The 24,576-nt window shown below is 37.8% G+C and carries 22 protein-coding genes and 1 tRNA gene; 7 read left to right on the top strand and 16 right to left on the bottom strand.

What is annotated here, in order from left to right:
• Positions 1 to 71 precede the first annotated feature (71 nt).
• On the top strand, positions 72 to 830 hold the full coding sequence (gene yaaA, locus OZP13_RS11030) for a peroxide stress protein YaaA (protein WP_269240204.1): 759 nt from the start codon (positions 72 to 74) through the stop codon (positions 828 to 830).
• Positions 831 to 888: 58 nt separating this feature from the next.
• On the opposite strand, the gene OZP13_RS11025 is transcribed toward yaaA, so the two are convergent.
• The 5 genes from OZP13_RS11025 to OZP13_RS11005 all read right to left on the bottom strand — a co-directional run bounded on the left by OZP13_RS11025 (position 889) and on the right by OZP13_RS11005 (position 6,489).
• A complete protein-coding gene (locus OZP13_RS11025) occupies positions 889 to 1,569 on the bottom strand; it encodes a hypothetical protein (protein ID WP_281297171.1) in 681 nt (226 codons plus the stop codon).
• Between the two features lie 250 nt (positions 1,570 to 1,819).
• Entirely contained in the window at positions 1,820 to 3,403 is a 1,584-nt protein-coding gene (locus OZP13_RS11020) for a DHA2 family efflux MFS transporter permease subunit (RefSeq protein ID WP_281297170.1), read from the bottom strand.
• A 58-nt stretch (positions 3,404 to 3,461) separates the two neighbouring features.
• The gene (locus OZP13_RS11015) at positions 3,462 to 4,541 is read right to left on the bottom strand and encodes an HlyD family secretion protein (RefSeq protein ID WP_269240201.1); all 1,080 of its coding nucleotides are present in this window, start codon (positions 4,539 to 4,541) and stop codon (positions 3,462 to 3,464) included.
• 12 nt (positions 4,542 to 4,553) lie between these two features.
• On the bottom strand, positions 4,554 to 5,873 hold the full coding sequence (locus OZP13_RS11010; protein WP_281297169.1) for a TolC family protein: 1,320 nt from the start codon (positions 5,871 to 5,873) through the stop codon (positions 4,554 to 4,556).
• Entirely contained in the window at positions 5,863 to 6,489 is a 627-nt protein-coding gene (locus tag OZP13_RS11005) for a TetR/AcrR family transcriptional regulator (protein ID WP_281297168.1), read from the bottom strand. The genes OZP13_RS11010 and OZP13_RS11005 overlap by 11 nt, the downstream gene beginning before the upstream one ends.
• A gap of 217 nt (positions 6,490 to 6,706) precedes the next feature.
• Between OZP13_RS11005 and OZP13_RS11000 the strand changes: the two genes are divergently transcribed.
• Positions 6,707 to 7,573, top strand: a complete 867-nt coding sequence (locus OZP13_RS11000; protein WP_281297167.1) for a M48 family metalloprotease — start codon at positions 6,707 to 6,709, stop codon at positions 7,571 to 7,573.
• A 186-nt stretch (positions 7,574 to 7,759) separates the two neighbouring features.
• On the opposite strand, the gene OZP13_RS10995 is transcribed toward OZP13_RS11000, so the two are convergent.
• The 11 genes from OZP13_RS10995 to recF all read right to left on the bottom strand — a co-directional run bounded on the left by OZP13_RS10995 (position 7,760) and on the right by recF (position 19,211).
• The gene (locus OZP13_RS10995; protein ID WP_281297166.1) at positions 7,760 to 8,578 is read right to left on the bottom strand and encodes an energy transducer TonB; all 819 of its coding nucleotides are present in this window, start codon (positions 8,576 to 8,578) and stop codon (positions 7,760 to 7,762) included.
• 203 nt (positions 8,579 to 8,781) lie between these two features.
• Positions 8,782 to 8,855, bottom strand: a tRNA-Pro gene (locus OZP13_RS10990).
• Positions 8,856 to 9,216: 361 nt separating this feature from the next.
• Positions 9,217 to 10,980: a hypothetical protein gene (locus OZP13_RS10985; RefSeq protein ID WP_281297165.1), complete on the bottom strand. Its 1,764-nt coding sequence runs from the start codon at positions 10,978 to 10,980 to the stop codon at positions 9,217 to 9,219.
• Positions 10,981 to 11,480: 500 nt separating this feature from the next.
• Positions 11,481 to 12,587, bottom strand: coding sequence for a Fic family protein (locus OZP13_RS10980; RefSeq protein ID WP_281297164.1), 1,107 nt, complete (start codon positions 12,585 to 12,587; stop codon positions 11,481 to 11,483).
• A gap of 121 nt (positions 12,588 to 12,708) precedes the next feature.
• Positions 12,709 to 13,260 (bottom strand): RNA polymerase sigma factor, encoded by a 552-nt coding sequence (locus OZP13_RS10975; protein ID WP_269240191.1) that lies wholly within the window; start codon positions 13,258 to 13,260, stop codon positions 12,709 to 12,711.
• Entirely contained in the window at positions 13,251 to 14,357 is a 1,107-nt protein-coding gene (locus OZP13_RS10970) for a glycosyltransferase (protein ID WP_281297163.1), read from the bottom strand. The genes OZP13_RS10975 and OZP13_RS10970 overlap by 10 nt, the downstream gene beginning before the upstream one ends.
• A gap of 165 nt (positions 14,358 to 14,522) precedes the next feature.
• A complete protein-coding gene (gene murB / locus OZP13_RS10965; protein ID WP_281297162.1) occupies positions 14,523 to 15,536 on the bottom strand; it encodes a UDP-N-acetylmuramate dehydrogenase in 1,014 nt (337 codons plus the stop codon).
• A 38-nt stretch (positions 15,537 to 15,574) separates the two neighbouring features.
• Positions 15,575 to 16,654 carry a glycosyltransferase gene (locus tag OZP13_RS10960; protein ID WP_281297161.1) on the bottom strand — a complete coding sequence of 360 codons (1,080 nt, stop codon included), beginning with the start codon at positions 16,652 to 16,654 and terminating at the stop codon, positions 15,575 to 15,577.
• A gap of 9 nt (positions 16,655 to 16,663) precedes the next feature.
• A complete protein-coding gene (locus tag OZP13_RS10955) occupies positions 16,664 to 17,338 on the bottom strand; it encodes a DUF2461 domain-containing protein (RefSeq protein ID WP_269240188.1) in 675 nt (224 codons plus the stop codon).
• 10 nt (positions 17,339 to 17,348) lie between these two features.
• Positions 17,349 to 18,047, bottom strand: coding sequence for a thioredoxin domain-containing protein (locus OZP13_RS10950; RefSeq protein ID WP_269240187.1), 699 nt, complete (start codon positions 18,045 to 18,047; stop codon positions 17,349 to 17,351).
• Positions 18,048 to 18,131: 84 nt separating this feature from the next.
• On the bottom strand, positions 18,132 to 19,211 hold the full coding sequence (gene recF, locus OZP13_RS10945) for a DNA replication/repair protein RecF (protein WP_281297160.1): 1,080 nt from the start codon (positions 19,209 to 19,211) through the stop codon (positions 18,132 to 18,134).
• A gap of 144 nt (positions 19,212 to 19,355) precedes the next feature.
• Between recF and OZP13_RS10940 the strand changes: the two genes are divergently transcribed.
• The 5 genes from OZP13_RS10940 (at position 19,356) to OZP13_RS10920 (ending at position 24,546) form a co-directional block, all read left to right on the top strand.
• Positions 19,356 to 20,129, top strand: a complete 774-nt coding sequence (locus OZP13_RS10940; protein WP_269240186.1) for a tetratricopeptide repeat protein — start codon at positions 19,356 to 19,358, stop codon at positions 20,127 to 20,129.
• A 72-nt stretch (positions 20,130 to 20,201) separates the two neighbouring features.
• A complete protein-coding gene (ribH, locus tag OZP13_RS10935) occupies positions 20,202 to 20,771 on the top strand; it encodes a 6,7-dimethyl-8-ribityllumazine synthase (RefSeq protein ID WP_269240185.1) in 570 nt (189 codons plus the stop codon).
• Positions 20,772 to 20,931: 160 nt separating this feature from the next.
• Positions 20,932 to 22,809, top strand: coding sequence for a DNA mismatch repair endonuclease MutL (gene mutL / locus OZP13_RS10930; RefSeq protein WP_269240184.1), 1,878 nt, complete (start codon positions 20,932 to 20,934; stop codon positions 22,807 to 22,809).
• Entirely contained in the window at positions 22,806 to 23,618 is an 813-nt protein-coding gene (locus OZP13_RS10925; protein ID WP_281297159.1) for a rhomboid family intramembrane serine protease, read from the top strand. The genes mutL and OZP13_RS10925 overlap by 4 nt, the downstream gene beginning before the upstream one ends.
• A gap of 82 nt (positions 23,619 to 23,700) precedes the next feature.
• Positions 23,701 to 24,546 carry a rhomboid family intramembrane serine protease gene (locus OZP13_RS10920; RefSeq protein WP_281297158.1) on the top strand — a complete coding sequence of 282 codons (846 nt, stop codon included), beginning with the start codon at positions 23,701 to 23,703 and terminating at the stop codon, positions 24,544 to 24,546.
• Positions 24,547 to 24,576 lie beyond the last annotated feature (30 nt).

Here is a 24,576-nt window from a genome sequence, read left to right as displayed (position 1 = left end):
ATTTGTGATAATCCAATTTATAAATCAATACAATTTGTACTTTTGGAATCATTTTAAAACCAATTTAAAAAATGAAAATCGTCATATCGCCAGCCAAGTCTTTAAACTTCGAAAAAGCATTGCCAACACCCAATTTTTCGGAATCTTTGTTTTTGAAAGAATCGCGCCAAGTGCACAAAGTGTTGAAGCAAAAATCGCCAAAGGAACTTTCAGAATTAATGGATATTTCGGATAAACTGGCCGATTTGAATTGGCAACGCAACCAAGATTGGAAAACGCCTTTCACGTCGGAAAATGCGCGTCCCGCCGTTTTTGCTTTCGATGGCGATGTTTACACTGGTTTGGATGCCTATTCGATTCCAATAGAAAAACTGGACGTTTTGCAAGAGCGTTTGCGCATTTTGTCGGGTTTGTACGGTCTTCTGAAACCATTGGATTTGATGCAGGCTTACCGATTGGAAATGGGAACCAAATTACCCATTGGCGAAAGCAGAAATCTATATGAATTTTGGAAACCCATTATCACCAAAGCGTTAAACAAAGAACTTCACAAAGGGGAACTTTTTGTCAACTTGGCCAGCAACGAATATTTTTCGGCAGTTGATGTCAAAGAGTTGAAAGTTCCCGTAATTACCCCTGAATTCAAGGATTACAAAGACGGAAAACTAAAGATAATCAGTTTTTTTGCCAAGAAGGCGAGGGGATTAATGGTGCGTTACATCATTGACACGAATGCCGAAACTATCGAAGATTTGAAAGGTTTCGATTATGAAGGCTATCGTTTTGACGCCAATTTGTCGAAAGGGAATCAGTTGGTTTTTACTCGATAATTTCAGATTGTCGAGTACTATTTTGTAGGCACGAATTGCAAATTCGCGCTATTGGGGTTTATGTAAGTTCAGCTTTATTGTCCTGATAGTTGTGGATGGTGTTGCTAATTAAATAATAGATAAGGTAAAGCATAATCCAAATAGATAGCCAAAATGAAACTATACCCAGTGCTTGTCCGTAATAATTATTCCAAATTACTTTAAGCATAAAATACTCAAAATAAAAGGGGAGAAAAAGAAGAGACAGAAGAGGAAGCGCTAACAACGCACCGAAGCAACTATTCAAATTACTGCCTTTTTTTGTGTTAAATTTTAAAAATTCGATGGAATATGAAAATGGTAAAAGTAATCGAGTGAAGACATTATTATGTTCATTATCCATATGTTTAGGATTGACATCTTGAATATAGTTTGCTAAGAAAATCATTTTAACTATTGTAAATAGCTCTGATTTTTGGGATGAAATAACGACTATTTGCAATAATATGAAGGCAAAAAGAACCGGAATAATTTTTAGTAAAAGTGATATGTCTGAAATATTAGCAGGGCCAATTTGCAATGAGGAAATAGTTGTGCTTGAAGCTATAAAGTAGAGAAAAACAATTATAATAAGGTATAAAGTTAACTTGTCAATTTGATGATTGAGGTCGCGTAGTTTTTCATAACATTTATCATAATAGTCAAGTAGTTTCTCGTTTTGATTTTCAGCGATGAATTTTAGGATCTCTTTTCTATTCATAAGGCGTTATAAATTGTTGCTAACTTACTTTTAGCAGTCATAAATGGTTTCAATCTGTTCCAATTGAGTTTGATTGGTGTGAAAAACACCTTTTTGTATCTTTCTTCAAATATAGAAAATAATAGTAACAAAATTTCAAAGTGCGGATTTGAGATTGCTGAAATTGACTTTTAAAAAAAAGCTTCAAATTTCACTTATTATTTAGTGAAACTCGGAGCTTTTTTGTCTTCTGCAACCTGCAATTTGCATTCTAATGCATCGCCTCGGCAGGGTCAATTTTGTTTTTTCCTTTTTTGACCATAAGAATAAAGGGAATGCACAACAGGAACAAGATTCCGAGATACATAAAAATATCCATAAATGACAATACGGAACTTTGTGCCATCACTTTCATTTCGATGACTTTATAGGCTTTGGACAAAGCTTGATTGGCAGAATATCCTTTGGACATAAAACCCATCTGCAGTTGATGAACCGTTTGCTGTACTTTGAAAGAGCTTTTGTCCAAATAGGAAATCAAATTCACGCGGTGCTCCTGATTGAACCTGGTAAGGTAAGTGGTTATGATGGCAATACCAAAAGAACCTCCCAATTGTCGCATCATTCCTGTAAAGGCCGCACCTTCACCAATATGTTTTCCTTTTAGGGTGGATAATGATAAAGTGGTAATTGGCACGAATAATAATCCCAAACCAACACCTCTGAGGATTAACGGCCAAAACATGTGCTCAACGCCGGTGTCTGGTGTCATTACGCCGCGCATCAAAAAGGTGAAAAGAAAAAATACCAGGAATCCCACTGCTACCATGTAGGTTTGAGGTACTCCACGCTGAATCATTTTTCCTATGAAAGGCATCATGATACCCGTTGTTATGGAACTTGGGATTAACAATAAACCTGCATCGGTAGCTGTCCATCCTAAAAGAGATTGGGTATATACTGGAATGATAAATGTAGATCCATACAATCCAAATCCCATGATGAAAGACATAATGGTTCCAATTCTAAGGTTACTGTCCTTTAATACTTTCAGGTTTACAATTGGATGCTTATAGGTGAGTTGTCGCCATACAAACAGCACTAAACCAAAGACGAAAACTACGCTTAAGGTCACGATTATGCTGTCATTGAACCAATCGTCCTGCTGGCCGTGTTCCAATACAAATTGCAAGGAACCGATGAAAGTGGTCAAGAGCAAAATTCCCCACCAATCGACTTGTTTGGCCTTGAGTTTCTCTCCGTATTTTGGACTTTTTACAAAACCAATAGTTAGTAAAGCTGCAATAATACCAATTGGAATGTTGATGTAAAAAATGAAAGGCCATGAAAAATGGTCAACAATGTAACCTCCCAATGGCGGTCCCAATGTTGGTCCAACAATAACTCCCATTCCGTAAATTGCCTGTGCCATTCCCCTTTTGGCCACGGGATAACTTTCGGTAATAATGGTCTGCGCGGTAACCAACAAAGCTCCTCCTCCCAATCCCTGTATGAATCTAAAAGCAACCAGTTCCCAAATATTGGTGGCATTCCCGCATAAAAAAGAAGCTACCGTAAAAATGATAATAGAGGTTGCAAAGTAATTTCGTCGGCCAAATTGTTGCGACAACCAACTCGTCATCGGGATTACAATCACGTTGGCAATGGCATAGGCTGTAATTACCCAAGCAACATCGGTTAGGGTAGCACCAAGGCTGCCTCTCATGTTGTTTAGGGCTACGTTTACAATCGTAGTATCTACAATTTCGAGTAAAGCACACATAATACAGGTTATCGTGATGATGACCCTGTTAATGCCGTATTCTACTAAATCGTCTTCTTGGTTTTGTACCATTTTAAATTTTAATATGTAATGGTTTGAATTCCTTTTTGTAAGTTTTTTCTAAAACTCATTACTTCAAATGAACATCTACGTCGGCGTTCATCCCCGGACGAAGCAATTTTATTTTTTCAGGATCGTTTGATGGATTCAAGCTTATTTTTACCGGTAATCTTTGAATGGTTTTCACAAAATTTCCTGTTGCATTATCAGGCGGAAGCAATGAAAAACGGGATCCGGTTGCCGGCGAAAACGAGGTAAGCGTTCCTTTAAAATCATAATCGGGATAGGCGTCTACTTTTACGGTTACTTTTTGACCGATAACCATTTTGTTCAATTGTGTTTCTTTGAAATTGGCCACAACCCAAGCTTCCTTGTTGTTGATGATATAAAACAACGATTGTCCTTGTTGAACCAATTGTCCCGGCTGTATGTCAATTTTTGAAACTTGTCCGTCAATGGCGGCAGTCACGACGGTATAACTCAAGTTCAATTGAGCCACTTCCAATAATGCTTTTGCTTTTTTGATATTGGCGGCGGCCACTTGAGTTTGTTTGTTGCTAACTCTCGATTTTGCCTCAATTACCGTTTTTTGGAAAGCACTTGCTTTTTGTTGTTGTTGCAAAATTCGCACTTGGCTTTCCGCTTCTTGTTTGGTGGCCAATGCTTGTTCGTATTGTTGTTTTGTAATCGAGTGATTTTTATATAGATTTTCGTAACGAACATAGTCGCTGTTGGCTCTTCCCAATCTGATTTTTGCGGTCTCGATATTTCCTCCAGCCGATTGAACATTGGCATCCGAAACGGCAATACTGGCCAATGCGCTTCCAATATCTTCTTTGGCCACTTCAAATCCGCCTTCAGCAGCTATAAAGGCAGCGTTTGCTTCTTCAATTTTCAATTGGTAATCTCTTTTGTCAATGGTAAATAAAGTATCTCCTTTTTTTACATAATCATTGTCTTTCACGTACACTTTGCTGATATATCCCGAAACTCTTGGAATTATCGGGTTCATGTTTTTCTCGATTTGGGCATCATCCGTTTCTTCGTGTCCTTGTGAATGAAGGTATTTTGTGATTCCGTAAGTTCCTCCAACCAGGATTAAAACCGATAGGATTATAATGAATTTATTGTTTGTTTTTTTCTTTTCCATGATTGGTAATGGTTATATTTTTGAAAGGTTGAAAGTTTGTGATAATTGACCGGTTGCTGAAAGTAATCCATAATATTTTTGAATAACATCCACCTTGGCAATGGTTTCGCTTATTTTGGATTTCAGTTGCTCTACGTCGGCTTCCAGTAAATCATTGGTGTCCGATAGTCCGTTTTCGTATTTGTCTTTTACAATTCGGTAGTTTTCAGTGGCTTGTTCAACGGCTTGATTGTAAACTACATTTTGTTTAATGGCCAAATCATAATTGGTAATCGCCTGTTGTACCTGAACCCTGATGTTGTCTTTTAATAATTCTTGGGTGTTTTTTACTTCAAGCGCTTTGCTTTTGGCAATTTTTACCTGGGTACCATTTTTTACAATTCCGCTGAGGTCATACGATACCCCAACACCAATAAACATGGCGTTTTCCAATGTCATGATATTGTTTACGTTCAAAGCGGCATATCCACCGGTCAAAGCCACATTGGGATAGTAATCTCCTTTGGCTATTTTGATGTTGTCTTGCGATGCTTTTTCCTGAAATTGCAAGGCTTCCAAGTCTTTACGATTTTGAAACGCCGGTTGTTCATCCGTTGGAATTGAATTCTTTGGAAAGTTGATCAAATCGCTTTCGTTTACCGTTAATCTTGTCTCTGTCGGCAATTTCAACAAAGTGACCAGGTAGTAATTGATTACTTTTTCATTGTTCAAAGCTTCATCAAGAGACAACTGGATTTTGGAAACCTGAAGTTGTGCCTTCAATAAATCATTTCGCGGAATGATTCCGTTTTTTTCCAAAGCAATGAAATCGGTAACGCGTTGTTGGGCACTTTTTTGATTTTCCTTCAATAATTCAATGGTTCTTTGTACTTTATATAGATTGGCATAATAATCTATAACTCGCATGGCTACGTCTTCTTTGGTTTTGGATGCCATTGCATTTTCGGCTTGGAACAAATTATCCTGTAATTTTATGCCGTTTTGAATTTTCATTCCTGCAAACACAGGTACTTTCAAACTGGCTTGGCCAATGGCTATTTTATCCGGTGCCGGCAATGATCCTGATCCTGCATCCAGTTCCAAATGTAGGGTTGGTTCCGTCAATTGAAGGTATTGTCCGGTAATTTTTAAATCGGGATATTGGCTGTTCTTGGCCGATTGTAATTCTTGTTTTTGCGTTTCCACTTTGGTGCCGGCCAAGGACATTTCGTTGCTTTTCGTCCAAGCCAATTGTATCGCTTCTTCCAGCTTTAAATTGGTTTTGTCTTGGGCACTAATGGATGAAATTCCAATGAAGAACCCTCCAAAGAGCATTAAATAACTAACTTTCATATATTAAGAGGGCTTTAATGGTTTGTTGAATGTGTTTTGTCAAATCGTTTTTTACGTAATTGTTGAATGACTCTTCGGTTTTCAAGTCTAATATTTCTTCAAAAAAAGGTTTGTTCATTTGAAAATGGAAATACGTTCCCAAAATGGTTGGCGTGAGCAAAGGAATAATGATGTCTTTCCTGAAAACACCTTTGGCTTGGCCTTCTTGAATGATGAGTTCCAATGATTTCAAGTTGGATTTTTTTATGTCTGAAAAAGACTGAATGTCTAGAACCCTTTTTTTGGAAGCCAATTCAAAATGCAGCACGCGGTAAATTCCCTTGTTGCAATTGAGGCGGTTGATGTAAAGTTCAATCAGCTTGTTTATTTTTTCTACTGGTTCCAGGTTTTCTTCTATCAAATTCACCAACTGTTCCTTGAGTCCGGAGGTTTTGAATAATATCAAAGATTCCAGTAATTTTTCTTTGCTGCCAAAATAATAGGAAACCATGGCGACGTTAATATTGGCTTCTTTCGAAATGTCGCGAATCGAAGTGCCGTCAAATCCCTTCTCGGCAAATAGCGTTTCGGCTACTTCCAGAATCTGGATTTGTTTGTCGTTTAAATCACTTTTCACTGTTTTAAAATTTTGGCGCAAAATTAAACAACCGTTTAAGTTAAACAGCTGTTTAATTTTGTTTAACTTTTTTTTAACAATTTAAAAAAGTGATTTTCGAGAACGAAACAGCAATGATTACAGCATTTTTCAATAATTTATTGGCAAAAAAGGTTTTTATTTTTGGTAAAAGCAAACTTGGTATATCTTTGTATGTATAAACCAAATATTTAATAGAATGAAAAGAGAATCCATATTTTTAACCGTGATGCTTGCCCTTTTGGGTTTTTCAACTGCCAATGCACAAATCAATTTTGGAGAAAAAGCCTTGGGAGCTGTTCAAAAAGGAGTGGCTGGGCTCACTTTCAGCGATGCACAAGCAGCCCAATTATCAAAAGAGGCCGTGACCAAAATGGATGCAGAACACGTTATTGCCGGTCCAACCGATCCCTACACCATTCGGTTAAACAAGATTTTTGGCAAATACACCAATGCTTACGGATTGGCTTTAAACTATAAAGTTTATGTTCTCAAGGAAGTCAATGCTTTCGCCACCGCCGATGGAAGTGTTCGTGTTTACACGGGATTGATGGATGTCATGGACGACAACGAATTGCTGGTGGTCATCGGTCACGAAATTGGTCATGTTGTCAACCACGATTCCAGGGATGCCATCAAGGCGGCTTACCAAAAAGAAGCCTTGATTGAAGGTGCCGCTTCACAATCGGGCAAGGTGGCAGCGATAACTGATAGTCAATTGGGGAAAATTGGCAGCGCCATGATTGATTGCAAACACAGCAGAAAACAAGAATCGGAAGCCGATACGTTTGCCTATGATTTCATGAAGAAAAACGGTTATGACGTCAATGCCGTGGAATCTGCCTTTTCTATTTTGGCCAAAATGAGCGAAGGAGCCCAAACCGATTTTTTGACTAAAATGATGAGTTCGCACCCAGATTCGAAAGAAAGAGCCGACAATGCAAGAAAGAGAGCCGAAAAAGAAGGATTGTACAAACCTTACGTTCACAAAATGCCGGTTGTGGCCAAGCCAAAAACAACCACCAAAACAACAACCAAGAAAACTTCCACCACTGCCAAAAAATAAATATTGGATTTCCAATGGTGATTTTTATACAACAAAAAGCAGAACTTTTCGGTTCTGCTTTTTTGTTTGCATGAATGTGAATATTTATACTAATTCTTGCTATTTGTCACGCTGGAAGCGTCTAAACAATGTTGCTCCACTGCGTTGAGAAGCTTTCAACTTGACAAATGAATAGGTATTTACAATTTATCGCATTTCCAATACGATCGGCAAGTTATAAGCGGTTCGAACCGGTTTCGAATCAATAATTCCCGGAGACCATTTGGTTCTCAAAGATTTCAAAACTCGAATGGCTTCTCTTCCCAAACCATAACCGGGATCCCTGTTGACTTTGATATCGGTCATGCTGCCGTCTTTTTCGATGACGAACGACACATAAACCCTAAGCGTGCTCATGTCATCTATTTCAGGTTTTTCGAAATTATTGCCTACATATTTGTAGAATTTTTCGATTCCGCCCGGAAACTCTGGCATTTTGTCTAGTATTGAGGTGTTTACCACAGTGGTTCCATAATCAACCGCTTTGGTGGTTTCAGTCCCGATTCCATTTCCTGAAGAAGAAGGGTTGTCGCCAATTGGCCCCGTTCCATTCGAAATGACATCAGAAGCATGTTTGTTTTCCACGTTGGTGGCAATGTCTGGATTGGCGTCTTCTGGATGCACGATAACGGGATTGATGAGCTGGTCTTTGTCGATTGTGGCTGCGGCGGCTTGACTTTGCACTTCGGGAAGCACTGGTTCCACAATTTTATCAAAGTCAACTTTGGTGACTTCTATGGGTTCAGACCATTCCGGAATTGTAATGACTGGCGCAACATCTCGATTGAAATGGTTGGCAATTGTCGTAATTGCCCCAATGGAAGCCACAAACAACAATCCCATAAACAGGGCAGTAAAGGAGCTTTTGACACTTTCACGGCGCAATTGATAGGCACCGTATTCTTGGTTTCTGTTTTCGAAGATGAGATCAATCCAACGAGTTTCGAAAATACTTAATCTAGACATAATTTGTGGTTTTTATGGTTAGGTAGTTGTCATGTCATAAGCAGTGTCTTTTAACAGATAACGTAAAAGATATTCGATATAATATGTAAAATGGTGATTATTTTTAAAATATTTTAACAAGAAGAATAGGGGTCAATGTTTTCGGGGCTTTGCGAAAAAAAACAAAAGCCCGACTCTAAACAAGTCAGGCTTTTTTGTTGCTGTCGGGATGACTGGATTCGAACCAGCGACCCCTAGCACCCCATGCTAGTACGCTACCTGGCTGCGCTACATCCCGCACTCTCAAAGCGATTGCAAATATATTTTTTTACGGTTTATTTGCCAAAATATTTTTGGGTTTAAACCGGGAAATTTTCGAAAAATTCATGAAAACCGAAATTGCCGTTTTTGCTTGCGGGAATTACTTGACATTGTGTGCAATTAGTTGTCAGTAGTGAGAAATTCAGTATAATTTGAATGAATCTATCTCTTTGGAGTTTATCCCGATTTTTCGGGAAACCACCGAGTACAGTTTGTCCCGATTTTTATCGGGATGACCCACTTGGTTTATCCTGAGGGATAGCTGAAGGGCTCGGTAGTGTGAGAGGCGCACTCCGTTCATCGGGGGTGGAGCCGTCTACTCGATTAGGCACAATAAATTAATGTAAAATTTGTCTAGGAAATCTGATTTTTAAATAATTTTGAATTGTACTGCCTTTCAATGAACCTAACATAATATCTTGAGCTATAAAGTAATCTTCTATTGTTATTTTTCCATCATCATCTATATCTAAAGAATCATTAGACATAAAATCCAAGATAGAATTTAGAATAAAAGTTAAATAATATTTCATATGTGAAATATTTACATAGATTCCGTTTTTGATTGCTGCATTATGAACAATCTCATTCCGAATTCTGTATAATCGAGTTAGATTCCACTTTAGGTTATCAGAGTGTTTTTTTAATGCGGTTCCAATATTACTTGGGTCTTCCACCCATTTTTGAAAATACAAAGCTCTAAATTTTAATAATTCATTTGTTGAATTAGCAAAAATTTCATTATAGGTATTGTGTTTTGTTAGATACTCAATTGATGGATTGAAATCAAAATCTGTGATAGTATTTGAAATCTCATGTCTTATTATAGATTTATGAAAGTCAAATAAATTTCGTTTTGCATAAACTAAAGAGTGGCAAATAGGATAATATTTTCTAATTCTATCTATCGTTTTCTCTTCACTATTAACTGAAGTAAAGATGTATTCTAATCCAATCCAATAATTGAGAAGCTTTGTCTCTAATTCTGGCGATTCACTTCCTGTTCTTAAGTATCTTATAGCTGAAAAAATCTTGTCGTAACTATCATCATCGATATTATTTCCTCTCATTTTAGTTACCTTTTTTAATAACCTATCAAATGTCTCGGTATTCTTATTAAGATATCCATCTATTTGATAGTTGACTGGAATTGTTGATGATTTTTCGGGATTGATTGTTCCAACAACTGCAGCTTGTAAATCTATTTCGAAGATATGGCTATTTAATCCTAAATGATATAAATCCAAGTCTCTTGACAACTTCTCTCGAGATATTTCCAAGGCTTTATAATGATCAAAAGCTGTAACATTCATAGAAATTAATTTTCCCATTTTATTATCATTCAGGAAAATCTTGACTCTTTCAGATACAATTTTCTCTAATTTTTTTCTCGATTTACTATTCATTCCTTCATATGTTCCATCAATTTTTTGAAGTTGAGAAATTTGAAAATCGTTACCAATAATATTAAAAACGATAGTGTAATTTTCTTTTGGTCTATCTCGCAAAGATTTCCAATCAGAGTATCTTTCTTCAAAAAGCCAATCGTGTTCATTTTTGTAAATGAAAATAACTTGAAATAACTTATATAAATATTGTTTAGTGAATCCTTTATTAATTAGTTCTACAAATAAGTAGGTTAACTGAAGTATAAGTTTTTTGTGCTCATTGTGCACAATATTTGCTTCTTGATTTTCGTCGAATGTTAGCAAAGAATTTTCAATTTCATCAAATAAATATTCTTGATAATTTTTATTGTCAGAAAGAATAAGTTTGCATGCTTGAATAATCCTATTATAGTTTTCTTTTTTTGTGTTTTTTAAAAGTTCCAGAAAATATTTACGGTTAACTTTAATGAATTTTAATCCATCATTATCTTCATTTAAAAGAGTTGTTAGCTCGCTTGCTGATGCTTGAGCGTAATCGTTATTTGTTAAAAAAGAAGATTTACAGACAGATACTAATTCTTCAATTATAGTTTTTGGATTATGCAATTTCAATCTATAAGTATCTAAACTTCCTTTATAAAGCAATTCACTTCCTTTGGCAATAAATAATTTTTGAATATTTGAAGTAGGATAATTTAAGATAATGTTTTGCATTTGATACTATTTTTTATGTACTTTTGTCCAAGATATATGAATGAATTTTATTCCAAGATATAGAAAGGGGTTTGGAATTCTATAAACTGCCACGGCAGTCGGGTTTTTCCTTCCCCTAGAAATAAGGCCAGTTTTATTACTGGTCTTTTTTTATTTTTCTAACTTGAATTTTTAGGTCTGACTGCATCCTATTTATCATCCTTAAAATGGGTTCGCTTTGTTTGACAAATGTCAGTGTTTATTTATTTTCAAATATAGGGATTTATTTTACAAATTATCAAAGTGCCTTTTTGATTATTGAAAGATTTTGGTGCTTAATTGGTTGAAAGTAAAAGTGTATTGAGAATTTTCTGCAACAAATAATGAGTTTGGTTGTTTTGTTTGCCCAAATAACTATCTATTATCCTAGATGATTTCTACCAACAATTTCTTGGCGCGAAGCAGTTTTATTTTGCCAGTCTCCAATTAAAACTAAACCCACCATATTGCCAAAGGACAGATTATTCTAATTTGAAGTCCATTAATTCATAATTGGCGTTTCGTCCGCCTTCGTTGGTTTGTTGTAAAATACCTTTGGCTACCAAGTCTTTTATGTCTCTTAAAGCGGTGTCGGTTGAGGTTTTGGTAATTTTGGCCCATTTTGAGGTTTGCAGTTTTCCTTCAAAACCATCAAAGAGTTTGTTGAGCACCAGTCGTTGTCTTTCGTTGATGGACGTTTGTTCGTGCAATTTCCAAAATGCAGCTTTATGCAGGATTTTTTGCGTGGTGTTTTCGGTGGCAAGCATGGCGTTTTTCAAGCAATGTAAAAACCATTCGAGCCATTCGGTAATATCGCCTGTGCTATGTTGCACTTTTTGCAATACTTCATAATACTGTTTTCGTTCTATTAAAATTTGGCTCGACATGCTGTAAAAACGGTCGCCGCTGTCTTCGGCACGGGCAAGCAACATATCGGTTATGGCTCTTCCAATTCTGCCGTTTCCGTCATCAAAAGGGTGAATAATGATAAACCAAAAGTGCGCTATGGCAGCTTTCAATACGAGATCAAGACTGTTGTCGTTATTGAACCAATCCAAGAATTTGTCCATTTCTGCTTTAACAAGTTCGGGTTTTACGGCTTCATAATGCACTTTTTCTTTGCCCATGGCACCTGAAACCACTTGCATTTCGCCTGTTCGATATTGTCCTGTTTCTATTTTATATGGGCCGCTAAATCCTGTAGGGAAAAGGGCTGCGTGCCAACCAAACAAACGATTTTCAGTTAATGGAAGTGTATGTCGTTGTGTGGCATCAAGCATCATTTCTACCACGCCTTCTATGTGGCGGTTGCTGGGTACAAGTCCTGCGATATTGATGCCTAATCGCCTTGCTATGGAGGAGCGCACTTGGTCGAAGTTGAGCAATTCACCTTCTATTTCCGATGATTTTACCACGTCTAAAGTTAAGGCAGTAAGTGTGGCTTCTTCTTTTGCCGAAAAGCCTAAAGTGTTCATTTGTCCTATGATTTTGCCTTGCATCAGGCGTACCTCGCCAAACACGACATTAATGCTTTTGTCTTGCCAAGTAAATTTTGTCCAGTTGCTATGCTCGTAGATGTATTTAGCCATTGCCTAAAATTATTTTGCGGTAAATATAGGTTTTATTTACCGCAAATTTGCGGTGTTTGTTGTGTTTTTTCACCGCAATGATTAAGCAGGTTATTTTTTTGTGTAAGCCTGTCTAAATAAACTATCGATTATCCTGGATGATTTCTGCCAACAATTTCTTGGCGCGAAGCAGTTTTATTTTGACGTTGCTCAGGGGTTCGTCAATTTTGTTGGCAATTTCCTGATAGCTCATTTCCTGGAAATAGCGCAGCTGGATGACTTCCTGGTAATGCGGTTTGAGTTGTTTGATGAATTGCAGTAACTGCGAAAGGTTTTGCTCGGTGATTAATTCGTCTTCCGCCGATGGAGTGGTGTCGGCAATGTTGTAGGCTTGCTGGTCTTCGTCGTCCGTGATTTCGATAAAAAGACTAGATTTCTTTTTGCGCATCAAGTCGATGTGGACGTTTTTGGCAATAGCAATCAGCCAAGTGTTGAACTGGAATTCCGGATTGTAAGTGGCTATTTTGTCGAATGCTTTCGAGAAAGTTTCGATGGTGATGTCCTCGGCATTGGTCTCGTTTTCGGTGCGTTTGAGCATAAAACCATAGACCTCGTTCCAATAAAAATCCAACAGAAAAGTGAAGGCCGTTTGATCGCCTTTTTTTGCTTTTTCGATTTGTTGATTTATTTCCAATATACCGGTTTTGAGAAAATATTCGTGATGAATACATTTAATTGCGTGAAGATAAGCACAATTTCAATAATTGGAAACCAATACATCACATCTTTTTCTTTTAATTTTCCGGCCGAGAATCCCAGGGTGATCCAAGTGAACAAATAACGGAATCCTACCAAACTCAAAACGATGATCCATTGGTATTGGAATGCCAATAAAACAGTGGCTAAAATCAAAAACAACAACTGCGAAACATAAAAAAGAGCCAGTTGGATTTTGTCAAAAGGTTTATACAAATTGGCCGTGGAGACGTGTCTTCTTTTTTGGGTAAACCAATCCTTGAATTTGGTTTTTGGCTGCGAATACGTGAAACTTTCAGGAGCGTAACAAAGTGCGGTATTCTTGCTTTTGGCCACTTGATTGATGAATAAATCGTCGTCACCGGAACGGACTTGTATGTGGCTGATAAAGCCGTTTACGTTAAAAAATTCTTCTTTTTTGTAGGCCAAATTGCGGCCGATTCCCATATAGGGACAACCTGCTTTTGCCCAAGAAAAATATTGGACTGCCGTAAGCAGGGTTTCAAAACGGATGATTTTGTTCAGGAAAGAGTTCGCCACTTTTTCATAAGCACCATACCCCAAAACGATGGTTTTGTGCATCGTGAATTGGGAACTCATCGTCGTAATCCAGTCTTTGGAAGCGGGATAACAATCGGCATCCGTGAAAAGCAGGTAGTCTTTTTTGGAAGCTTTTATTCCAAGGGTCAAGGCGTATTTTTTGTTTCCCCAAAACGCCTCGTTGTTTTTTACTTTTACCAATCTTACATTGGAATATTGTTTTTCGAATTCTTCGAAAATATCCAAGGTATTGTCGCTCGAAGCATCGTCAATCAGGATGATTTCAAAATCAGGATAATCTTGTTCGGCAAGCAATGGAACATATTTAGCCACGTTTTCGCCTTCATTTTTGGCGCAAACAATCACGGAAACCGAGATTTTTTTTGGATTTGATTTCTGCGCTTTGGCGAAAGCAAATTTCCCGAAAATAATCAGATAATACGCAAGTTGAATGGCAACTACAACAATAAATAAGTATAAAGTAAAGAGTAACATATAGGCTTGGCTTCTTTTTTTAAATCTGTGCAAAGGTAATTATCCATTGTCAATAAACCATCGATAAACGGCAATTATTATAATCTAAATTTCATCACGATATATAGTAGCTGCCTTGATAATTTTGACTTCTAATTTCTAACTTCCCACTTCTAACCTCGCACATTAAATCACGTTCACTTCAGCTTCTATATGAATGCCAAAAGTCTTGAAAATGGTGTTTTGGATAGTTTTCGAAACATCCAGAATTTCTTGTCCCGTTGCATTGCCATAATTGACCAAAACCAAAGCTTGGTTTTTGTGGATTCCCGCATCGCCAAAACGTTTTCCCTTGAAGCCGGCTTGTTCTATGAGCCAACCTGCAGGAACTTTGACTTCGGTTTCAGAAACTTCGTAATATTTCATTTCTGGAAATTTTTGGTGTATTTCCTCGAAATCGGATTTCAAAAGGATGGGATTTTTAAAGAAACTGCCGCTGTTTCCCAACTCCTTCGGGTCGGGCAATTTGCTTTGGCGAATGGCAATTACGGCATTGCTCACGTCTTTTAAGGTTGGATTCGTGATGTTGTTTTTGGCCAATTCCCCACTAATGTCACCATAGGAAATATTGATTTTATGGTTGTGTTTCGTCAATTTGAAAACCACCGAAGTGATGACGTATTGGTCTTTTGCCTCGTTTTTGAAAACACTTTCTCGGTATCCAAAATGACATTCCGCCTTGGTGAATTTTTTGATTTCCTGGTTTTTGATGGTCAACGCTTCGCAAGAAACAAAGGTGTCTTTTATTTCGGTGCCATAAGCGCCAATATTTTGCACTGGAGTCGTGCCCACATTTCCCGGAATGAGCGACATATTTTCCAATCCGCCGAAGTTTTGGTCAATGGTCCAAAGCACGAATTCGTGCCAGTTTTCGCCGGCTTGACTTTCGACCCAAACAAAATCGTCGTCTTCCTGGATGATTTTTTTGCCTTTCAAATCGACGTGGATTACCAAGGCATCCAAGTCTTTGGTCAAAAGCATGTTGCTTCCACCACCCAGAATAAATTTTTTTTCGGATTCATTTTGTTCCAGAATCGTCTTTAATTCAGTTGTGTTGTGAACGGCAACGAATTGTCTTGCCTTGGCTTCGATGCCAAAAGTATTGTAGTTTTTTAGAGAAAAATTAGTCTGTATTTCCATAAAGGGAGTGCGTTTTGAATCTTGACCAAAAGTAAGTATTAAAATTTATCTGTATTGGTTTTTGATGCGTTGATTAATTCGTGATATTTGTCGACAATGATTTTCATATTGGTTTTGTAATTTGCATTCTCTTCCACAAATTTTCTGTTTTTTATGATTGCTCCATTTCGATATTCGCTGTTTTCGAATGACCAAAGCAGTTCGTCGGCAAGCATTTCAGTGTCGTTAATGGTTATCAATTGTCCGTTTTTACGGTGCTTGATCCAGCTTTGGTTTCCCGGAATATCGGTCACAACGGGGTAACAATTGGAAGCCATCGCCTCAAACAAAGAAGCCGAAACGCCTTCGGTTATGGGCATGCTGATGTAAAAATTGGATTGTTGCAACAGCTCCGGCAATTTTGTGTTTGGAATTCGACCCGTAAAATTCACCTTGTTTGCAATATTTAATTTTGTTGCCAATTCCTTCAATATCGGCAATAGTTTTCCATCGCCAACAATGGTTAATTCGAAATCAATTCCTCTTTGGTTTAAAATCCCAAAGGCTTTCAGGATGGTTTCGTGTCGGTATTCCGGCATTAACGAACGGGTTACGATGGCTGTTATTTTTTCGGTGCTGGTTTTTTTTTTGTTTCCAAATTGCTCCAAATTGATTCCTTTTGGCAAGACCAAAACTTTGTTCATGTCGACATTGGCTTTCTTCATCGAAATGGTCATGACCGGTCCCCAGGCGTGAATCAAGTCGGCTTTTTCGAAAGCGTAATGCTGGATGATTTTTTTGAGTGGCAGCAAAATGGATTTTTCGGGCCACAAATCGGTTCTGCCTTGTTGCGCAATCGCCACTGGTTTCACGCCTGACAATGTGGCAAGAAAACCATAACTGGTCGTTCTTTCGGCAATGACCATGTCGGGTTGCTGCTTTTTGATGAGTTTCTTGATTTGCAAAAGAGCCGTGCTGAATTCGCAAATTCGTAGTAATCGACTAAAAAAAGTATTGTTCGACGTTTTTAATTCCCAGCTAATAATTTCAAAATCGCCAAATTCTTTCAAGCCGTTCATCCAGGTGATGGCGTCGGCCCTGTAGGTTTCTCCAAGAAAAAGTATCTTTCTTTTTGCCATTTTCGTGAATTAGTCTTCGGAAGTTAGCGCCCGATTGATGAAATCGTTCAAGGGCTTCAATACGATTAATTTTCGGGTCATTTTGGACACGAAATCTTCTTTTAAAACTTCCTCCATGTCGAATTTTTGGGAGGTTTCAAAGCTTTTTAATTTCAGGAATTCAATGGCGGGATGGTCTTTTTCGTAGCCTCTGGGCGGGTTTTTTAGAATATTTTTTTCATTTCGGTCAAAATCCTTAAATTCCTTTTGAAAGCTTTTATTGTTTATGATTTCTTCCAAATCCTCGTGGAAATAGGAAATTTCTTTGCGCACTTTTTTCAAGTCCTCGGCTTCGGGACAATAGAATCCGCCAGCGATGAAACTGCCAGTTCTCGCAATGTGAACATAGTATCCGGAGCGGTTTTTTCCTTTGGCACCACTCGAAAGCCAAACTCCGATATGGTCTTTATAGGGCGATTTGTCTTTTGAAAATCGAATGTCGCGATTGATTCTGAAAGTGCAATTTTTCACCTCGAGCATTTCCAACGAAGGGTCGAGCGGTTTCATCGCATCCAGAATGTCGGCCACCAAATGATGATAGTCTTTTTTGAAAACTTCATATCGTTTTTTGTTGTCTAGAAACCAATCGCGATTGTTGTTGGCTTTTAAATCATCGAGAAATTGTAGACTGTCTTTTGAAAGCATGTTTCGTTGATTATTGCAATTGTTTTTTCAAATCTTCTTCGCTGATGAAGCCGGAATGTTCCCATTTGATTTCCTTGTTTTCGTATAATATAAGCGTTGGCAATTCGTCGATTTTCATTTCTTTCATCAAGGTTTTGTTTTCGTCGGCATTCAATCGGATGATGACTACTTTGTCTGCCATTTCTTTCTGCATTTTTAAAAGATAAGGCGTCATTTTTTTGCAAGGGGCACACCATTCGGCATAAAAATCAATCAGCACTTTTTTGTCGGTGTTCAATAATTCGGCATATTCCTGGCTGCACATCCCGATGATTTTGTCATCCGGCTTTGATAATCCAGTCGAATTCCATTTCAAGATTCCGCCTTCCAGTTGGTATATTTTTTTGAATCCCAGCTCGCCCAATTTTGCTGCGGCTTTGGTACTTCTCGCCCCGCTTTTGCAATAAACAAAAACAGGTTTTGATTTGTCCAATTTCTCTGTGTTTGACACAAAATCATTGCCAAGCCAATTGATGTTTACGGCATTGTCGATATGTTCCGATGCAAATTCTTCGGGAGTTCTCACATCGAGAATTTGTGCATTTGGGGTTTCCTTTATTTTTTTGGCGAAAGCCTCGGGAGCAATGTTTTCTATGCTTTTGTTAGTTTGTCCGTTGCAGGATAACATCAAAAAAGCGATGAGCAAAACGGAAAGAGATCGAAATTTCATTGTGGTTTGGTATTAATTTTAAAGAGGCTAAAATAAGTAATTCTTTTCTCGGATTTTGATTCTAAAAGTTAAAATATTGGCAATTTACAAGTTAAATATTTTATAAGTCTGGTGTGTGGATTTCACGATGTTTTCAGTTCGTTCCGGATGGGTGTCCGAAATAAAAAGTTGGCCAAAAGTATCGCTGTTGACCATTTCCACTATTTTGGCCACGCGACTTTCGTCCAATTTGTCGAAGATGTCGTCAAAAAGCAAAATGGGTTTCAAACCGCATTGGTTTTTTATAAATTCAAATTGCGCCAGTTTCAAGGCGATCAGAAATGATTTTTGCTGGCCTTGGGAGCCAAATTTCTTTATTGGATAATTATCAATTTCAAAAGACAAATCGTCTTTGTGAATTCCAACGCTGGTATAATGCAATGCCCGGTCTTTGTTGATGTTTTCTTCTAAAAGCGTCAGCAAATTATTTTCGAACAAATGGCTTTCGTAAACCAATTGCACCGTTTCCTGCAAACCTGTTATGGCTTGATGATGCGTGTTGAAAATAGGGATAAACTGCTCGATAAATTCTTTCCGTTTTTCGAAAATGTATTTCCCAAAAGTGGCGAGTTGCTCATTATATATGGAAAGCGTGTCGTTGTCGAAAACAAAATTCAACGCAAAATATTTCAACAAGGCATTGCGCTGGCTCATCACTTTTTGATATTGAATCAGCTGTTTCAAGTATTGCGAATCCAATTGCGAGATGACGCTGTCCATAAATTTTCGGCGGGTTTCGCTGCCTTCCACAATCAAGTCCCTGTCGGCAGGGGAGATGATGACCAACGGAATGAATCCAACGTGTTCCGAAAATTTGTCATAAATTTTCCCGTTGCGTTTCAATATTTTTTTCTGTCCTTTTTTTAGGCTGCAAACGATTTGCTCGTTTCTTTCGTTGATTTCAAATTCGCCATCAATGACGAAAAATTCTTCCCCGTGCTTGATGTTTTGTACGGCCAGCGGATTGAAGTAACTTTTTCCGTAAGATAAATGGTAGATGGCATCCAGTACATTGGTCTTTCCAATTCCGTTTTTGCCCACAAAACAATTTATTTTGCCCACAAATTCGAAATCTGCTTCCGAAAAATTCTTGTAATTGAATAATGAAATCTTTTTTAAATACATTGGTAAGGCTTGCTGGTATTGAGAAACTTGCTGCTTTTGAGGCGTTTTTTTTAAGTGGGTGCAAATTATTGAAAAATATCGATAAAAGAGGTTTTAGATTTGAATAAATATTATATTTTTGCCACTCACTAAATTAAAATTTAAATGGCTACTTATAATAAAAGAGGATATAAAGCACCGAAAGAAAAAGAAGTTTCAGAAGTTACGGAAGACATAAAAGTTATTGAAAAAGACAGTACCACTGCGGGTGTTTTTTCTACATTGGACGAAACAGCTTCCAAGACAGAAGATTTTGTTGCAAAAAACCAAAATGCCATTATTGGCGTGGTTGGAGCAATTGCATTGGTTTTGGTTGGATATTTAGCCTATGAAAAATTTGTTGCCGCGCCAAAAGAGGACGAAGCAGCAACCGAAATGTTTCAAGCACAACAATATTTTCAGCAAGCCACAGACGGTGTTGCCAGTGATTCACTTTATAAATTGTCTTTAAAAGGAGCTGAAGGAAAATTTGGTTTTGTGGATATCGCCGACAAATATTCTGGAACAGATGCTGGAAATCTAGCTAATTATTATGCTGGTATTGCTTATTTGAATACTGGAAAATACACTGAAGCAATTGATTATTTAGGAAAATTCAAGTCAGACGACGTAGTTTTGAGTGCTTTGGCAAAAGGTGCCATTGGAGATGCTTATTCTCAAAGCAACCAACCCAAAGAAGCTTTGGAATACTATGTTAAAGCGGCCGAATCCAATAAAAATGATTTTACTACGCCACGTTTCTTGTTGAAAGCCGGAAAAGTAGCTTTGGATCTAAAAAACAAAGAAGAAGCACTTAAATATTTCACGGATTTAAAAGAAAATTTTGAAGCTTCTCCAGAAGCAGCATCGGTTGATGTGTTGATAGGATTGGCACAATAATAATTTTAGGATTATACATTTAGTTTCGGTAACTTTATATTTTAAATTCTAAATCTTTATTCCTAAAATAAAATGGCAACTATAAATAAAAACTTGTCCGAATACGATAAAAACTCAATCCCAGACGCGAAAAATTTTCGGTTTGGGATTGTTGTTTCAGAGTGGAATGACACCATAACCGAAGGACTTTTCAAAGGGGCAATCACGGGACTTTTAGAAAATGAAGTTCCTGCTGAACATATCATTCGATGGAATGTTCCCGGGAGTTTTGAACTCGTTTATGGAGCAAAAAAAATGTTGCAAACCCAAAATGTCGATGCGGTAATTGTAATTGGATGCGTTATCCAAGGACAAACCAAACATTTTGATTTTGTGTGCGAAGGCGTTACCCAGGGCATAAAAGACTTGAATGTACAAACCGATATTCCAGTCATTTTTTGTGTCTTGACCGATAACACGATGCAACAATCCGTAGACAGAAGTGGAGGGATTCACGGAAATAAAGGAACCGAAGCTGCGGTTGCGGCCATAAAAATGGCGTACTTAAGACACCAAGCCTCGTTTAGCCACCAACTTAAAAATCAACAATTATTGTCTACGGAACCTTTGCAAATCGAAGGCTTGAAGATGTTGGAAGAATAAGTATAAAAGATGTAAATCTAAAAGCCTATACTGTTTTTGACGGTATAGGTTTTTTGTTTTTTATGATTAATTTAGCTATTAATCCCAATAGAAATTCCTTAAATTTGCTCACAGTTGGTTTGAACTATAAACCAAAAACTAAAAACCACAAACTGAACTAATGTCGAGTATAATCCAATTACTTCCTGATCATGTTGCCAATCAAATTGCCGCTGGAGAAGTCGTTCAGCGACCGGCTTCGGTAGTCAAGGAATTGCTTGAAAATGCCGTTGATGCAGGAGCAAATGACATCAAATTAATTATAAAAGACGCCGGAAAATCGTTGGTTCAAGTCATTGATAATGGAAAGGGTATGAGTGTTACCGATGCCCGTTTGTGTTTTGAACGTCACGCCACTTCCAAAATCCGCCAGGCAGAAGATTTGTTTTCGTTGCATACCAAAGGCTTTCGTGGGGAGGCATTGGCATCGATTGCCGCAATTGCCCATGTGGAAATGAAAACCAGGCAAGACCAGGAAGAATTGGGAACGCACATCGTCATTGAAGGCAGCAAGTTTGTCTCGCAAGAGATGGCGGTTTTGCCCAAAGGAACTTCATTTGCAGTCAAAAATTTATTTTTCAATATTCCCGCCCGTCGCAATTTCCTGAAATCGGATGTGGTGGAATACCGCCACATTGTTGATGAGTTTCAACGCGTGGCTTTGGCGCATCCACAAATCTATTTTACGTTTTATCACAACGGAAGCGAAATGTTCAATTTGCAGGCTTCGAGTTTCAGGCAGCGAATCGTGAATGTTTTTTCGGGTAAAACCAACGAAAAATTGGTTCCTGTTAACGAAGAAACCGAAATCGTGAACGTTCAGGGTTTTGTGTGCAAACCCGAATTTGCCAAGAAAAATAGGGGAGAGCAGTTTTTCTTTGTCAATGATCGTTTCATCAAAAGCGGTTATTTGCACCACGCCGTGATGGCAGCTTACGACGGACTTTTGAAAGACGGGGCACAGCCAAGTTATTTCTTGTATCTTCAAGTGCCGCCCAATTCAATAGACATCAATATTCATCCGACAAAAACGGAAATCAAGTTTGATGATGAATCGGCTTTGTATGCCATTTTACGGGCTTCGATAAAACACAGTTTGGGACAATTTAATGTGGCTCCCGTTTTGGATTTTGAGCGTGATGCCAATTTGGACACACCTTATCATTACAAAGATTTGGAAGCCGCAACGCCAACGATTCAAGTGGACGGCAGTTTCAATCCGTTTTCGGAAGAAGACAAACCGAATAAACATTATGCAAATGCGGGTTCCAGTTACAGAAAACCGGAAGTTACCGCAAACTGGGAAAGTTTGTACGTGGGTTTGAAACACGACACACAAGAAGTAGACACGATTTCATTTGAAAATAATGAAGTTGCATTCGAGAATGACGAAGTGACTTCTTCTTTGTTCGATAACGAAGAAGTGGAACAAGCGGTGCATAAAACGCATCAAATACATAAAAAATACATTGTGAATCCCATAAAATCAGGAATGATAATCGTGGATCAACAACGAGCGCATCAGCGAATCTTGTACGAACAATTTTTGACCAATATCACCGTCAATTTGGCGTCAAGCCAGCAGTTGTTGTTTCCGTTGCATTTGTATTTTTCCAATGGCGAAATGCAGTTGATAACCGAATTGAAACCTTCGTTGACCAATACGGGTTTTGTTTTTGAGGAAACAAACGAGGACAGCGTCGTGATTTCGGGCTTGCCTGTCAATGTTTCCGAGAGTGAAGCTTCGATAGTTTTGGAACAACTTTTGAGCGACTTGCAGGACGGAATTCCGGAAAGCAGCTTCAGCCAGAACGACACCATTGCCAAATCCATGGCACGAAGTTTGGCGGTAAAAACCGGAACCTATTTAACACAAAAAGAACAGGAAAACTTGGTCAACGGGCTATTTGCCTGCAAAGACCCAAATGTTTCCCCATTTCAAAAACCAACTTTCATCACGATGCGTGTGGAAGATTTAGACAAAAAATTTGCCCTATGATGAATATCACGCCAGTTGTAAAACAACTTTTAATAATTAACATTCTCTTTTTTGTCGGCTCGTATTTTGTGCCGGCAGCTTACGATTTGTTTGCTCTTTATTATCCTGGAAGCGATAATTTCAAGGGTTGGCAATTTATCACCCACATGTTTATGCATGCACCTTTTCCAAATATTGCGCATATCTTGTTCAATATGTTTGCATTGTATTCATTTGGAAGTGCTTTGGAGCATTTTTGGGGCGGAAAAAAATTCTTGTTTTTCTATATTTCTTGTGGATTGGGAGCGGCTTTATTGCATACAGGAGTGAATTATTTTGAAATTCATTCGTTATTATCTGAAGTTTCTAGTTTGAATTTATCAAATTCTGAAATTCATCAATTATTGAATGCTGATTATGCTTCTCTTTTTGACGAGAAAGGACAGATGATGGCGGGAGAAATTAATACTATCCTGGAAAGAGTTCATTGTACGCAGCAACAATTTAACACCATTGTAGAAGCATCGATGGTTTCAAAAGGTACCGTTGTTGGTGCTTCGGGAGCCATTTATGGATTGCTGGCCGCTTTTGCCTTTATGTTTCCCAATGCCGAGTTGGCTTTGATGTTTATTCCAGTGCCAATAAAAGCCAAGTATTTTGTGCCGGGAATATTGGCCATTGACTTGTTTTTGGGCTTCAAGGGTCAATCTATTTTTGGTGCAGGAAGTACGGGAATTGCCCATTTTGCCCACGTTGGTGGAGCCTTGACGGGTTTCTTGATGATGTGGTTTTGGAAGAAAAACCAGTTCGACAAAAATCGCTGGAATTAAATCCAGATTACAGATTTAAAACTTCTAATTTCTAACCTCTAACTTCTAACCTCAAATGGGCAGTATTATAGACGACTTAAAAATGCAGTATAAATTCGGTGGAATGACCCAAAAGTTGATCTACTGGAATATTGCCTGCTTCCTAATTTCGTATGTGTTTTTTGGATTATTGCGATTGGTTAATATTGATGTCGATTTTCTTCAATATGTGAGTTTGTCTTCCAATCCTGTGGATTTGCTTTGGAAGCCTTGGTCCATAATCAGTTATTCTTTTTTTCATTCCGACATTTTCCACATTTTTTTTAATTTGATTATCCTTAATTTTTCCAGTCAATTGTTCTTGACTTTTTTCAATCAGAAACAGTTATTGGGATTGTATGTATTGTCGGCTATTTTTGCGGGCGTGGTTTTTGTTTCGTCCTTTTATTTAATGAATATTATCGCGCCAATTGTAGGTGCATCGGCTGCGATTATGGCAATTTTGGTTGCTGTAACTGCTTATAGCCCTTTGATGAACGTTCGTTTGTTGCTTATTGGTAACGTAAAACTTTGGCACATTACCGTTGTGATTCTAATAATTGACTTGTTGCAAATTCGAATGGAGAATTCGGGCGGTCATATTGCCCATTTGGCGGGAGCTTTTTTTGGTTTTGTTTTTGTCAAATTATTGGAAAATGGAACGGATTTGAGCAAAATTGTTTCAATCATAATTGATTTTTTTGTTAATTTGTTCAAGAAATCTCCATCAAAGCCATTAAAAACGGTACATAAAAATTATAAAAAACCTACGGAGAAGCCTATTTCAAGAATTGTGACCAAAGACAAGACGCAACAACAAATAGACGAAATACTGGATAAAATAAGTCGTTCGGGCTATGATTGCTTGACAAAAGAAGAAAAGGAATTTTTGTTCAAAGCAGGGAAATAAAATTAGTATTCAGTGTTCAGTCGCAGTAGG

This window comes from Flavobacterium limnophilum, from assembly GCF_027111315.2.
In the GTDB taxonomy this organism is placed as follows: domain Bacteria; phylum Bacteroidota; class Bacteroidia; order Flavobacteriales; family Flavobacteriaceae; genus Flavobacterium; species Flavobacterium limnophilum.
Note: the sequence above shows the minus strand (reverse complement) of the source record. Positions and strands in the feature narration are given on the sequence as shown.